Source organism: Pseudomonas sp. SID14000 (genome assembly GCF_002165135.1).
In the GTDB taxonomy this organism is placed as follows: Bacteria; Pseudomonadota; Gammaproteobacteria; order Pseudomonadales; family Pseudomonadaceae; genus Aquipseudomonas.
In genome coordinates, this window is sequence record NZ_NFZQ01000008.1 from 65,463 (window position 1) to 77,781 (window position 12,319).

Annotated in this window: 13 protein-coding genes and 1 riboswitch; of the genes, 11 read left to right on the forward strand and 2 right to left on the reverse strand. The window is 63.7% G+C overall.

Annotation, left to right across the window (positions count from 1 at the left end; genetic code table 11):
* Position 1: 1 nt before the first annotated feature.
* Positions 2 to 622, reverse strand: coding sequence for a LysE family translocator (locus CAY82_RS13610; RefSeq protein WP_087501665.1), 621 nt, complete (start codon positions 620 to 622; stop codon positions 2 to 4).
* Positions 623 to 756: 134 nt separating this feature from the next.
* Here CAY82_RS13610 and CAY82_RS13615 point away from each other — a divergent pair, with 134 nt between their 5' ends.
* From CAY82_RS13615 to CAY82_RS13650, 8 genes are all read left to right on the forward strand, one after another.
* The gene (locus CAY82_RS13615; protein WP_087501666.1) at positions 757 to 1,236 is read left to right on the forward strand and encodes a GNAT family N-acetyltransferase; all 480 of its coding nucleotides are present in this window, start codon (positions 757 to 759) and stop codon (positions 1,234 to 1,236) included.
* Between the two features lie 410 nt (positions 1,237 to 1,646).
* Positions 1,647 to 1,871: riboswitch (cobalamin riboswitch) on the forward strand.
* A 92-nt stretch (positions 1,872 to 1,963) separates the two neighbouring features.
* Positions 1,964 to 2,152: a CbtB domain-containing protein gene (locus CAY82_RS13620; protein WP_025339304.1), complete on the forward strand. Its 189-nt coding sequence runs from the start codon at positions 1,964 to 1,966 to the stop codon at positions 2,150 to 2,152.
* A gap of 9 nt (positions 2,153 to 2,161) precedes the next feature.
* Complete coding sequence (locus CAY82_RS13625) at positions 2,162 to 2,848, forward strand: CbtA family protein (RefSeq protein WP_087501667.1); 687 nt, start codon at positions 2,162 to 2,164, stop codon at positions 2,846 to 2,848.
* Positions 2,848 to 3,234, forward strand: a complete 387-nt coding sequence (locus CAY82_RS13630) for a cobalamin biosynthesis protein (RefSeq protein ID WP_087501668.1) — start codon at positions 2,848 to 2,850, stop codon at positions 3,232 to 3,234. The genes CAY82_RS13625 and CAY82_RS13630 overlap by 1 nt, the downstream gene beginning before the upstream one ends.
* A gap of 33 nt (positions 3,235 to 3,267) precedes the next feature.
* Positions 3,268 to 4,020, forward strand: coding sequence for a precorrin-4 C(11)-methyltransferase (cobM, locus tag CAY82_RS13635; protein ID WP_087501669.1), 753 nt, complete (start codon positions 3,268 to 3,270; stop codon positions 4,018 to 4,020).
* Between the two features lie 66 nt (positions 4,021 to 4,086).
* Positions 4,087 to 4,329, forward strand: a complete 243-nt coding sequence (locus CAY82_RS13640; RefSeq protein WP_087501670.1) for a DUF1272 domain-containing protein — start codon at positions 4,087 to 4,089, stop codon at positions 4,327 to 4,329.
* 221 nt (positions 4,330 to 4,550) lie between these two features.
* A complete protein-coding gene (locus CAY82_RS13645; RefSeq protein ID WP_087501671.1) occupies positions 4,551 to 5,165 on the forward strand; it encodes a response regulator transcription factor in 615 nt (204 codons plus the stop codon).
* A 13-nt stretch (positions 5,166 to 5,178) separates the two neighbouring features.
* Positions 5,179 to 8,451, forward strand: coding sequence for a transporter substrate-binding domain-containing protein (locus CAY82_RS13650; protein WP_087501672.1), 3,273 nt, complete (start codon positions 5,179 to 5,181; stop codon positions 8,449 to 8,451).
* Positions 8,452 to 8,555: 104 nt separating this feature from the next.
* Here CAY82_RS13650 and CAY82_RS13655 read toward each other — a convergent pair whose 3' ends face one another.
* Positions 8,556 to 9,575, reverse strand: a complete 1,020-nt coding sequence (locus CAY82_RS13655) for a LacI family DNA-binding transcriptional regulator (RefSeq protein WP_025339312.1) — start codon at positions 9,573 to 9,575, stop codon at positions 8,556 to 8,558.
* 206 nt (positions 9,576 to 9,781) lie between these two features.
* Here CAY82_RS13655 and CAY82_RS13660 point away from each other — a divergent pair, with 206 nt between their 5' ends.
* The 3 genes from CAY82_RS13660 (at position 9,782) to CAY82_RS13670 (ending at position 12,165) form a co-directional block, all read left to right on the forward strand.
* Positions 9,782 to 10,321, forward strand: coding sequence for a gluconokinase (locus CAY82_RS13660; protein WP_087501673.1), 540 nt, complete (start codon positions 9,782 to 9,784; stop codon positions 10,319 to 10,321).
* A 113-nt stretch (positions 10,322 to 10,434) separates the two neighbouring features.
* Complete coding sequence (locus CAY82_RS13665) at positions 10,435 to 11,787, forward strand: GntP family permease (RefSeq protein WP_087501674.1); 1,353 nt, start codon at positions 10,435 to 10,437, stop codon at positions 11,785 to 11,787.
* 84 nt (positions 11,788 to 11,871) lie between these two features.
* Positions 11,872 to 12,165 (forward strand): hypothetical protein, encoded by a 294-nt coding sequence (locus tag CAY82_RS13670; protein WP_087501675.1) that lies wholly within the window; start codon positions 11,872 to 11,874, stop codon positions 12,163 to 12,165.
* Positions 12,166 to 12,319: the final 154 nt, after the last annotated feature.

Below are 12,319 nucleotides of genomic sequence, written 5' to 3' on the forward strand. Positions count from 1 at the left end.
GTCAGGAAAATGCCGATTCTACAAACAGCAGCGGGTACAGTGAAATCACCAGCAACAAGGCCATCAGGACATTGAACAGCACCAACCAGCGCGGGTTCTGCAACAAGTTGCGCAGGGCGCTGCCGAACATCACCCACACCCCCACGCTGGGCAGGTTGACCAGGGCGAACAAGGCGGCAATGACAATGACATTCGTCACATAGCCTTGCGCCGGCGTGTAGGTGGTGATTGCCCCCACTGCCATCACCCAGGCCTTGGGGTTGACCCACTGGAATGCCGCCGCGCCCCAGAAGCCCAGTGGTTTGGGGGCACTGGAAGAGGCTGTGCCGACCGGCCCGGAGGTGGCAATCTTCCAGGCCAGGTACAGCAGGTACGCAGCGCCGGTGTAGCGCAATACCGTGTATAGCGGCGGCCAGGCCTTGAAGACCTCGCCCAGGCCCAGGCCAACGGCCAGCACCATCACCATGAAACCGACGCTGATACCCAGGGCGTGGGGGATCGAGCGACGCACACCGAAGTTCACCCCCGAGGCAAGCAGCATGGTGTTGTTGGGGCCAGGCGTGATGGAAGAAACGAAGGCAAACAGCACGAAGGCGGTCAACAGGTCGGCAGAGGCAAGCATGGCAGGCGTTCCATTTTCTTTATGGGTGCTGCCACACTAACCGAGTCGCCCTTCTCAACGACCGGTACAGTTTTATTCAATTGTGTAGGCACACATCGCTGTACCGCTACCACCAGATCAAGGAAACCGTCACCATGAGCGTCACCATTCGCCCTGCCGTTCGCACCGATGCCGAGCAGATCCTGGCCTTCATCACCGAGCTGGCCGAGTACGAACGCGCCCGCCACGAGGTGATCGCGAGCGTTGCCGATATCGAACACAGCCTGTTTGGCGAGGGCAGCACCGTACACAGCCTGATTTGCGAGCGTGATGGCCAGGCCATCGGCTTTGCCGTGTACTTCTATAGCTACTCGACCTGGCTCGGGCGCAACGGCATTTACCTGGAGGACCTGTACATAACACCCGAACAGCGTGGCGACGGTGCCGGGCGGCAATTGCTGCAGCACATTGCCCGCGAGGCGGTGGCGAATAATTGCGGGCGACTGGAATGGAGCGTGCTGGACTGGAACGAGCCGGCGATCGGCTTTTACCAGAAGCTGGGGGCCGAGGCGCAGGATGAGTGGGTGCGCTACCGGCTGGATGGGGACAAGCTGGCGGCGTTTGCCCGCGGCTGAGTGGGTGGATGCTCACGGCATAGACCACTACAGGCAGAACCAGCTTGCATGAGGGCTTGAGTGCGCATGCCTTGAGCTTTTCAGCGCCTGTGGGATCGAGCGCCGCCCGCGCGGCGCTTCGCGGCACAAGGCCGCTCCCACATCTGTTTCGGCCCAGTTACTCCTGTGAATTCACCTCTGTCCGTCTTGTTTGTTCCATTCGATATCGAGGGGCGCACGACTGCTCCTCACCAATCTTCAGCCAGGCACCAAGGCTGCAACCCACCTGGCACAGGAATAATTGGCCCGAAACAGATGTGGGAGCGGCCTTGTGCCGCGAAGCGCCGCGCGGGCGGCGCTCGATCCCACAGGCGCTGCAAAACCAAAGCCCTACCATCAGGGCAATTGACGCCAGCCCCGCCCCATGGTCTCCTTATGCCTCGCGTTCAGGTGCCCCCGATGGGGGTGAAACGGGAAACCGGTGCGTCACAGGCCCTCCAGCAGGGCCGGACAAGGCCGGTGCTGCCCCCGCAACGGTAAGCGAGCGAAGCGTCTGTACCACTGTGCCTGATCACCCGGCATGGGAAGGTGACGCCTTCCAGGAGCCAGGCTCCTCCTCGCAAGCCCGGAGACCGGCCTGGCGTTCATGAACACCCCGCGGTGGGCGGGCGCTGTTGCATTCCCCTGGGCTGCCACGCTCGGGGCTGCCGCGCTTGCCCGTTGCCCACAAAAAGCAGAGGAACGCGTCATGCCCGTCACCAGCGCCAAGCAACACAGCATCACTACCCCCGTCACCCTCAGCCAGCGTGTCGTCATCGCCGTCGGCGCCAGCCTGCTGGGCCTGTGCCTGGTGTACTTCGCCGGCTTCTCGCACATCGAGGCCGTGCACAACGCCGCCCACGACACCCGCCACAGCGCCGCCTTCCCCTGCCACTGAGTACGCCCGATGATCACACGCATTGCCCGTACCGCGGGCTTCAGCGGGCTACTGGCAGCCTTGCTGCTGACCGTGCTGCAAAGCTTCTGGGTCGCCCCGCTGATTCTCGAGGCAGAAACCTACGAGTCTGCCGCCCCGGCCACCCAGCACGAGCATGCTGGCGAAGTGGCCGCCCATGAACACAGCGCCGAAGCCTGGTCGCCGGAAGACGGCTGGCAGCGGGTGCTGTCCACTACCGGAGGCAACCTGGTGGTCGCGGTCGGCTTCGCCCTGATCCTCACCGCCCTTTACAGCCTGCGCGAACCAAAGCGTGCCGGCACCGGCGCGCTGTGGGGCCTGGCCGGCTTCGCTGTGTTCTGCCTGGCCCCGACCCTGGGCCTGCCGCCGGAACTGCCAGGTACCGCAGCCGCCGACCTAGGGCAACGCCAGACCTGGTGGGTCGGCACCGCCAGCGCCACCGCGCTGGGCCTGGCCTTGCTGGTGTTCGCCCGCCACTGGTTGCTGAAGGCGCTGGGCGCCGTGCTGCTGGTCATTCCCCATGTGATCGGTGCACCGCAACCCGAGGTACACGAGAGCCTGGCCCCCGCAGCATTGGAAACCCAGTTCAAAGTGGCCTCCTGGCTGACCAACGCTGCCTTCTGGCTGGCCCTGGGCCTGCTCAGCGCCTGGCTGTTCCGACGCTCCAGCCAAGCCTGATGCCAGCCTTTTACGCCGGCTTCGGCTGCCGCCGGGGTTGCCCGGCGGATACGCTGGAAACCTTGCTACACCAGGCCCTGGACAGCCAGGGCCTGGCGTTGGCCGACCTGCACGGCATCGCCAGCACCAGCCTGAAGGCCGACGAACCCGGCTTGCAGCAACTGGCCGAACGCCTCGACGTGCCCTTGGTGTTGTACGATACCGCGCAGCTGCAACCCTACGAACTCCAGCTCAGCCACCGCTCCGCCGCCGCCCATGCCCACAGCGGCTGCTGGGGCGTAGCAGAGAGTGCGGCACTGGCCTTGGCCAGCCAACAGCTTGGCACGGCCAGGTTGCTGCTCACGCGCCAGGTAATGGGCCCGGCCACCCTCGCCCTGGCCTGTTGAACGTTCTCCCCCTCTTTCTTGCAAGGATTTTCCATGACGGTCTACTTCATCGGTGCCGGCCCCGGCGACCCGGAACTGATCACGGTCAAGGGCCAACGGCTGATCCGCCAGTGCCCGGTGATCATCTATGCCGGTTCACTGGTGCCGGCCGCCGTGCTCGAGGGCCACCAGGCCGAGACCGTGATCAACAGTGCCGAACTGCATCTGGAACAAATCATTGCCGCCATGCGCAGCGCGCATGAGCGAGGCCAGGATGTGGCCCGCATACACAGTGGCGACCCCAGTCTGTATGGTGCCATCGGGGAGCAGATCCGCCACCTGCAGACGCTGGGCATCGATTATCAGATCATCCCCGGGGTCACTGCCACGGCGGCCAGCGCCGCCCTGCTCGGCTGCGAACTGACCCTGCCACGAGTGGCGCAGACCGTCATCCTCACCCGCTACGGCGACAGCTCGCCAATGCCCCCGGGCGAACAGCTGGGCGACCTGGCGCGCCACGGCAGCACCTTGGCGATTCACCTGGGGGTCAAGCACCTGTCGCGTATCGTCGATGAGCTGCTGCCGCACTACGGTGCGCACTGCCCGGTGGCGGTGGTACATCGCGCCACCTGGCCGGACCAGGACTGGGCGCGCGGCACCCTCGGCGATATCGTCGAACGCGTCGCGGCCAAGGGCTTCCGCCGCACGGCGCTGATCCTGGTGGGCCATGTGCTGGGCGACACACCGTTTGCCGAGTCGGCCTTGTACCGCGCGGGGCACGCCCACCTGTATCGCCCTGGCGACTGAGCATTGCCAGGCTCGCCACGGGCGTAGCAGACTCCAGGTTCCCACCTGTAAACAGGAGTCATGCCCATGCTGGACCTACGCCCCAACTGTGAGTGCTGCAATACCGACCTGCCGGGTGACAGCCCCGACGCGCTGATCTGCTCATTCGAATGCACCTTCTGCCGCACCTGCGCCGAAACCCGGTTCCAGGGCCGCTGCCCGAACTGCACCGGCCAGTTGGTGGCACGCCCGACCCGTATCGGCCAGGCGCTGGTAAACAACCCCGCCTCGACCCAGCGTGTGACCAAAACGCACTCCGCCTGCGCTTGACCGACCTGAAAAAACAGACATTGCCGCTTTGGTAGGGTGATGTCTTTCCCGTTTTTTGTAGGACTTTTCAACAACAAGGGCGAGGACTTTCAACACTTCTATACTCGCCATTACCAAATTTCGGGAATGGTCGTATCGTGCAGCGCTTCTGATTAACCCACTTGCAGACGTATTCCTGAGTGATCCAGGAAACGGGCCACATCCTGACAGGAGTTTTCCTCATGACAACCGTGCTGATCGTCGACGACCACCCCATCGTCCGGCTGTCCTTGCGTCTACTGCTCGAGCGCGAGCGCTTCCATGTAGTCGGCGAGGTCGGCAATGGCAGCGAGGTGGCGCAGGTGGCCCGCGAACTGCGCCCGGACGTGGTCATTCTCGACATCGGACTGCCAGGCCTGGACGGCATGGAAGTAATCAAGCGTCTGCAGTCTCTGGTGCCGGTTCCCAAGATCATGGTGCTGACTGGCCAGGCCACCGACCTGTATGTGCGGCGCTGCCTGGATGCAGGCATCGGCGCTTTCGTCACCAAGGAAGAAGACCACGAGGCATTGCTGTTTGCCCTCAAGGCCCTGGTCAAGGGCTACTCGACCTTCCCGCAGATGTCGGTCAACAGCAACTCGCTGGGAAGCGAGCCGGTGCGCCTGGCCAGCCTGTCCAACCGGGAAATGGAAGTGCTGCGGCGCCTGGCGCGCGGTGAAAACAACAAGAATATCGGCACCTGCATGAACCTCAGTGCCAAGACCATCAGCACCTACCGGGGGCGCATCATGGAAAAGCTCAAGACTGAATCGCTGGTTGAAATGGTCGACCTGGCCAAGCGCAACAGCGTCTACTGAGCGCTTGACGGCAATGAAGCGCCTGCTGGCAAGCGCCCTCCTGGCAATCGGCCTGGCCGGTTCCGGTGCGGTGCTGGCCAATAGCGAACCCCGCCAGTTGCTGGCCCGCTCGGTCAGCGCCGCCGTCCCGCTCGCGCTGTCCAACGAAGAGCGGCAATGGCTACAGCAACGCCAGCATCTGGTGCTAGGCAGTTCGCGGCCCGACTACCCACCGCTCGAAATCAATGTCAGCCAGCGCGACTACGAAGGCCTCAGCGCCGATTACGCAGGCATCATCGCTGAACAGCTAGGCATCACCATCGAAGTGCGACGCTACGACAGCCGCCACGAAGCCATTGCCGCACTACGCGAGGGCAGTATCGACCTGCTGGGCAGCTCAAACGCCTTCGAGGCGGCGGATGCCCAGCTCAGCCTCAGTGCGCCCTATGCCGACGACCTGCCAGTCATCGTTACCCGCGAGGGGCGCAGCTTGAAGAACACGCCCGACCTCGCCGGCCTGCGCCTGGCCATGGTCGATCATTACCTTCCGGCCAGTAGCGTCCGCACCCTGTACCCCAAGGCACAATTGAGCCTGTATCGCTCGACCCTGTCCGGGCTGGCCGCCGTAGAACTGGGAGAGGCCGACGCCTACCTGGGCGATGCCATCAGTACCGACTTCGCGATTGGCAAGAGTTACCAGGGCACGCTGAAGATCGACCATTTCTGCCGGGTTGCCCCCGGGGCGTTTGCCTTTGCCCTGGCCAATGACAACCCACGCCTGCACCGGCTGGTCAACAAGGCGCTGGCGCGCATCAGCGAAAGCGAACGCCTGAACATCCTGCGCCGCTGGAGCAGTGGCAACACCAGCCTGCTGCTGCAGCGCCACCTCACCGCCCTGACCGCCGAAGAAGAAGCCTGGATCGCCGCCAACCCCAGCATCAGCGTACTGGTCAACACATCGCTGGCGCCGCTGACCTTCAACGACGCCCAGCACCGTCCCAGCGGCATTACCCTCGACCTGCTCAAGCAGATCTCGCTGCGCACGGGGCTGCATTTCAAGCCGGTCGAAAGCCCTTCGGCACAGGCAATGGTCGAACGCCTGGCGCGCGGCGATGCGCAGATGATCGGCGCATTGGGCTACAGCACGGACCGTTCGAAGCAACTGCGCTATACCCGCCCCTACCTGGTTAGCCCGCGAGTACTGGTCACCCGCGGCAACAATGCATCACCGGCGCAGGCCAAGACCCTGGATGGCCAGCGCATCGCCCTGGTCCGCGGCTCGCCACAACGGACCGTGCTGCAACAACGCTACCCGCAGGCCAGGATGATCGAAGTGGACAACCCGCTCGGCGTGATGGAAGCCGTGGCCAACGGTGCCGCTGACGTCGCCCTGAGCAGCCATATCAACGCTGCCTACTACATCAGCCATGTATTCAAGGACCGCTTGCGTATCGCCAGTGTGCTCGACGACGACCCAGCCATCGCCGCCTTTGCGGTGGCTGCGGACCATCCCCAGTTGCAGGCAATCCTGGACAAGGCGCTGCTGAGCATTCCCCCCGAAGAACTGGACCAGTTGATCAACCGCTGGCGCACCAGCACCCTGGTCAGTGACAGCCCCTGGCGCGACTACCGTACCCTGGCTCTGCAGGTGCTGGTGCTGTCGGCCTTGCTGTTGGCCGGGGTGGTATTCTGGAACAGCTACCTGCGCAAACTGATCAACCAGCGCACCGAGGCCCAGCATGCCCTGCAAGCACAACTGGCGCTGAGCCGCGGCCTGCTCGAACAGCTGCGCCAGGCCAAGGACGACGCCGAACAGGCTAGCCAGACCAAAAGTACCTTCCTGGCCACCATGAGCCATGAAATCCGTACCCCGATGAATGCCGTGATCGGCCTGCTGGAGTTGGCCCTGGAAGACAGCCGCGGCGGCCGCTGCGACACCCAGACCCTGCAGACCGCCCATGATTCGGCCATCGGCTTGCTTGAGCTAATTGGCGATATTCTCGACATTTCCCGTATCGAGTCCGGGCATATTACCCTGCAGCCGGTGCCCACCAACCTGGTCGAACTGGTACGTGCCACCCTGCGGGTGTTCGAAGGCAATGCACGGACCAAAGGCCTGCGTTTGCATAGCGAACTGCCCGCTACGCCGGTCTGGGTGCTGGCTGATCCGCTGCGGCTCAAGCAGGTCTTGTCCAACCTGATCAGCAACGCCATCAAGTTCACCGACCGCGGCGAAGTGCAGGCCAGCCTGCTGCTACCCTTGCCCTCCGACAACGATCATCTGGCAGTGGAACTGAATGTTCGAGACACCGGCATCGGCATCAGCCCCGCCGACCAGGCCAGGCTGTTCAATGCCTTCGTCCAGGCCGAGGGCCCGCGGGCACGCCAGGGCGCCGGCCTGGGGCTGGTCATCAGCCGTACCTTGGTCGAATTGATGGGCGGCACCTTGAGCCTGCAGAGCGTCGAAGGCGTTGGCACCAAGGTGCAGGTCAACCTGCAATTGCCCGTCTGCGCAGAACCGGTGCAGACCGAACAGTACGCTCCGGCACTGGAAAGCAGCAGTGGCCCGCTGAACATACTGGTGGTCGACGACTACCCCGCCAACCTGCTGCTGCTGGAGCGGCAACTGCATAACCTGGGGCACCGCGTGACCTTGGCGGAAAACGGTGAAATCGCACTGGCACGCTGGCAGGCAGCATACTTCGAGCTGGTGATCACCGATTGCAGCATGCCGGTCATGGACGGCCACGAACTCACCCGTCGCATTCGCAGCCTCGAGGGCGAGCGTGGCCTGGCCCCATGCCGGATTCTCGGCGTGACCGCCAACGCCCAGGCCGAGGAGCGTGCCCGCTGCCTGGCCAGCGGCATGGACGAATGCCTGTTCAAACCGATTGGCCTGGGCACACTCAAGACCCACCTGCCCCAGGCCCGCCACAGGCAACAGCCGCCGGCGCGCCCCGGCAGCGGGTTCAACCTGGGCGAACTGCGCCACCTGACACAAGACGACGAACAACTGACGCGGCATTTGCTGGAACAGCTGTCACAAAGCGTCAGCGAAGACCTGGCGGCCTTGCGCGCAATGGCAGCAGAGGCCCCTGGCGAGGCTGTGCGTGCCCTGGCTCACCGGATCAAGGGCGGGGCGAAGATGCTCAAGGTACGCACGCTGGTCAAGGATTGCGAAGCCATCGAACAGGCTTATGGCCAAGGCCTGCCGACGGCTGATTTGCGCCTGCAATTACAAGCCAGCCTGGAGATCCTGTTGGACGAATTGGGCGATGCGCTCAGTGCGATGGCAGCGTCGAACTGATCTGGTTGTTCCTTTTTGCGCGGTGTCTTGAGCATGGATCACCTGGTGCAAGACTTGATTTTTGTAGGGCCTACAGCGCAAGGCAGACACCTGCCTCCCCCGTTTCAGGAGCTCTCCCGCACCATCAACTCAAAGCCCAGGTCCTGCTGCGCATTCGGCACCCGCTTGCCATCGAGCAACGCCAGCAGCGCCTGCGCCGCACCACGCCCCACGGCAGCCCGAGGCGTACGAATCGAGGTCAGCCGCGGCACCATGTGTGCCGAAGCCGGCAGGTCGTTGAAACCGACCATCGCCACCTGCCGCGGCACCTCCACCCCCTGGCGCAATGCCTGCAACACCGCGCCTTGGGCCAGGTCGTCGTTACAGAAGAAGATACCGTCGACATCCGGCGCCTGTTGCAGCAGTTGACTGAACAGCGCGCTGCCCAAAGCGATGGAGGAAGGCTCCGGCGCCAGCACCTCCAGCTCGGCCGCCTGCAAGCCGGCCTCGGCCAGCGCCTGGCGGAACCCTTCGGCACGCTGCATCACCCGTGGGTCGAGTTGCGCGGCAATGAACGCCAGGCGTTTGCGCCCGCGCTCGATCAGGTGGCGGGCAGCAGCACGCCCGGCCTGCTGCTGCGAGAAGCCGACCGACAATGCCCCGGCCTCGCCATTCAGTTCCATCATGTGCACGCAGGGCACGCCACTGGCCGCAAGCATCTGCCGCGATGCCTCACTGCGCTCGAAGCCAGTCAGCAGCATGCCGCAGGGCTGGTAGGCCAGGTAATTGCGGATCAGGTTCTCTTCTTCGGCAAGATCATAGTGATAGTTGCCGATCAGCACCTCGAGCCCGCGCGGGCGCATGACCTCATGAATGGCCTCCAGGGTGTCGATGAACAGTTGGTTGGACAGCGACGGGATCAACACCACCACCGACTGGCTGCGTGCCGAAGCCAGGGCCCGGGCCGCCGGGTTGGCCACATAACCGAGGCTCGCCGCAGCAGCAACGACCTTTTCGACCAGCTCCGGCGCAACCGTGCTGACCCCACGCAGGGCGCGCGAGGCGGTAATCGGGGAAACCCCGGAAAGCCTGGCTACTTCTGCCAGAGTGGGACGACCTGTGGTGCGGGAGCCAGTGCGGGACATGAGTGTTGTAATTTTACTACTTGCAAGGAAAGGGAACGGCCACTAAGGTAGCGCTGTCTCAGGACGCAGGCAATGTAATCTTTGGTAGCAGCCAACACGCGCTCGCCGCCAAGCGTCCATACTGCGTAAGGACAAGATCAATAACACCGGGGAGGCGACTGTTCGTCGATGACGGGACAGCGCTATCTCACCCGCAGGAGGTACTGATGAATTCTCCCCTGTCCGCCATCGTGGTGATGGGCGTGGCCGGTTGTGGCAAAAGCTGCATCGGCGCTGCCATCGCCGCCCGAAGCGGCGGCCGCCTGATCGAAGGCGATGCTTTCCACCCTGCCGAAAACATCCGCAAGATGAGCGCTGGCATCCCCCTGGACGACAGCGACCGTGCTGGTTGGCTGGTGCGTCTTGGCCAGGAACTGCAATCCACAACCCAGGCTGGGGAGCGACCGATCCTGACCTGTTCGGCTCTCAAGCGCCGCTACCGCGACACCCTGCGCAACGCCATGCCCGGCCTGGTGTTCGTGTTCCTCGAACTGTCGCCCGCCGAGGCCGAAAAACGCGTGCTGGCCCGCCCCGGGCATTTCATGCCGGCGAGCCTCATCGATAGCCAGTTCGCTGCCCTGGAACCGCCACACGGCGAACCCCTGACCCTGGCCCTTGACGCCACCCAGCCCATTGAAGCACTTGCCGAAGCGGTGGACAGCTGGCTAAAGAGCCGCGGTGAGCGGGGCCTGGCACAAACCGCCTGACCGTGGCGGCTTTCCTGGCTCAACAAAGACAGCGCTACCTCGCCCCGTAAGCGCGGGCAAGAAATTCCAAAAAAGCTACGCCAAAACAACGATAAGACCGAGGCCTTCAAACCATGTTCGGACTGGCTACTGATACCTTCCTGCTGCTCGACGCGCTGGTTACCATCGTCGGGCTGATCCTGCTGATCACCCACTTCAAAGTTCACCCCTTCGTCGCCCTGACTATCGCGGCCGGCTTCCTTGGCCTGACCTCCGGCATGCCGGTGGCCAAGGTCATGAAATCGTTCCAGGACGGTTTTGGTGGCGTTCTGGGCTTCGTCGGTATCGTGCTCGCCCTGGGCACCATGCTCGGCAAGCTGATGGCCGACTCCGGTGGTGCCGACCAGATCGCGCAAACCCTCATCCGCGCCTTCGGCAAGAAGAACGTGCACTGGGCCATGATGTTCGCCGCCTTCCTGGTGGGCATCCCGCTGTTCTTCGAGATCGGCTTCGTGCTGCTGATTCCGCTGGTGTTCATCGTCGCCCGGCGCTCCGGCGTATCGCTGATCAAGATCGGCATTCCGCTGCTGGCCGGCCTTTCGGTAGTGCACGGCCTGGTGCCGCCGCACCCGGGCCCACTGCTGGCGATCGGCATCTTCCATGCCGACATCGGCAAGACCATCTTCTATGGCCTGATCGTGGCGCTGCCTACCGCCATCATCGCCGGCCCGCTGTTCGGTAACTTCATTTCGCGCTACATCCCGGGCAACCCGTCCCAGGAACTGATGGACCAGATCGCCAAGGAGTCCGACCAGGGCAACCTGCCGAGCTTCACCGTTACTCTGGTCACCGTGCTGCTGCCGGTGGTGCTGATGCTGCTGAAGACCTTCGCCGACGTGGTGCTGCCCGCCGAACACATCGTGCGCCAGTGGATGGACCTGATCGGCCACCCCATCACCGCCCTGCTCGCTGCCCTGCTGCTGGCCTTCTACACCTTCGGCTCGGCCCGTGGTTTCAACCGCCAGCAGATCATGAAAATGCTCGACCAGAGCCTGGCTCCGACTGCGGCGATCGTGCTGATCGTTGGTGCAGGCGGTGGCTTCAAGCAAATGCTGGTAGACACCGGCGTGGGCAACGTCATCGGGCAGATGGCGGTGCAGGCGGAGATTTCGCCGATCATGCTGGCCTGGCTGGTGGCGGCGGTCATCCGCATCGCCACCGGCTCCGCCACGGTCGCCACCATTACCGGCGCGGGCATCGTCGCGCCGGTCATCGACCTGGTACCGGGGGTCAACCGTGAGCTGCTGGTGCTGGCCACTGGCGCCGGCTCGTTGATTCTGTCTCATGTGAACGACGCGGGCTTCTGGCTGGTGAAGCAGTACTTCAACATGACCGTATCGGAAACCTTCAAGACCTGGAGCATGATGGAGACCATCCTGTCGATCGTCGGCATCATCTTCATCATGTTGCTGTCGCTGGTGGTGTAACCGTTGATCGGGGTAATGGCACCTTGAAGTTTCGGGTAGGGCCGAAAGGAAGTATCAGCCCTACCCGAAGCGAAGGAGCCTGCCATGCCCCGCTCAAGCATTCTGCTGATTGCCCTGCTCACCACGCCGCTGGCCCTTGCTGCCGGCACCGGCCCCACCTACCCCGACGCCCCCCACAACCCGGCGCCCAAGCCGGGCGTAGACAGCACCCTCAACCCGATCGAAAAACCCATGCCACGTGACACCGACCCGCGCATACAGGGCAACGACCCTGACAGCCCGCCGGCGGAGCAGAACGACGACCGGGATTTGCCGGGGCTGGATGGCAGTAGCTCGGAAGGCACCGGGCGCCAGGGAGCAGCCGATAATCAGCGTTGATCAATGATCCTGAATGTTTCGCGGCCCCTGTGGATACAACTGTCTTGCTCAAATTTTAAAAGTTGGCGCGATCCCTGTGGGAGCGGCTTTAGCCGCGAAGAATCCAACACGGTAGGCACCGGCTGCGCCGGTGTTCGCGGCTAAAGCCGCTCCC

What these genes read in the sequence shown, in the direction of transcription:
- CAY82_RS13665 (WP_087501674.1), top strand. Translation starts at nt 10,435, where the DNA reads ATGTTCGGACTGGCTACTGATACCTTCCTGCTGCTCGACGCGCTGGTT.
- cobM (WP_087501669.1), top strand. Translation starts at nt 3,268, where the DNA reads ATGACGGTCTACTTCATCGGTGCCGGCCCCGGCGACCCGGAACTGATC.
- CAY82_RS13655 (WP_025339312.1), bottom strand. Translation starts at nt 9,575, where the DNA reads ATGTCCCGCACTGGCTCCCGCACCACAGGTCGTCCCACTCTGGCAGAA.
- CAY82_RS13670 (WP_087501675.1), top strand. Translation starts at nt 11,872, where the DNA reads ATGCCCCGCTCAAGCATTCTGCTGATTGCCCTGCTCACCACGCCGCTG.
- CAY82_RS13610 (WP_087501665.1), bottom strand. Translation starts at nt 622, where the DNA reads ATGCTTGCCTCTGCCGACCTGTTGACCGCCTTCGTGCTGTTTGCCTTC.
- CAY82_RS13645 (WP_087501671.1), top strand. Translation starts at nt 4,551, where the DNA reads ATGACAACCGTGCTGATCGTCGACGACCACCCCATCGTCCGGCTGTCC.
- CAY82_RS13625 (WP_087501667.1), top strand. Translation starts at nt 2,162, where the DNA reads ATGATCACACGCATTGCCCGTACCGCGGGCTTCAGCGGGCTACTGGCA.
- CAY82_RS13615 (WP_087501666.1), top strand. Translation starts at nt 757, where the DNA reads ATGAGCGTCACCATTCGCCCTGCCGTTCGCACCGATGCCGAGCAGATC.
- CAY82_RS13620 (WP_025339304.1), top strand. Translation starts at nt 1,964, where the DNA reads ATGCCCGTCACCAGCGCCAAGCAACACAGCATCACTACCCCCGTCACC.
- CAY82_RS13660 (WP_087501673.1), top strand. Translation starts at nt 9,782, where the DNA reads ATGAATTCTCCCCTGTCCGCCATCGTGGTGATGGGCGTGGCCGGTTGT.
- CAY82_RS13650 (WP_087501672.1), top strand. Translation starts at nt 5,179, where the DNA reads ATGAAGCGCCTGCTGGCAAGCGCCCTCCTGGCAATCGGCCTGGCCGGT.
- CAY82_RS13630 (WP_087501668.1), top strand. Translation starts at nt 2,848, where the DNA reads ATGCCAGCCTTTTACGCCGGCTTCGGCTGCCGCCGGGGTTGCCCGGCG.
- CAY82_RS13640 (WP_087501670.1), top strand. Translation starts at nt 4,087, where the DNA reads ATGCTGGACCTACGCCCCAACTGTGAGTGCTGCAATACCGACCTGCCG.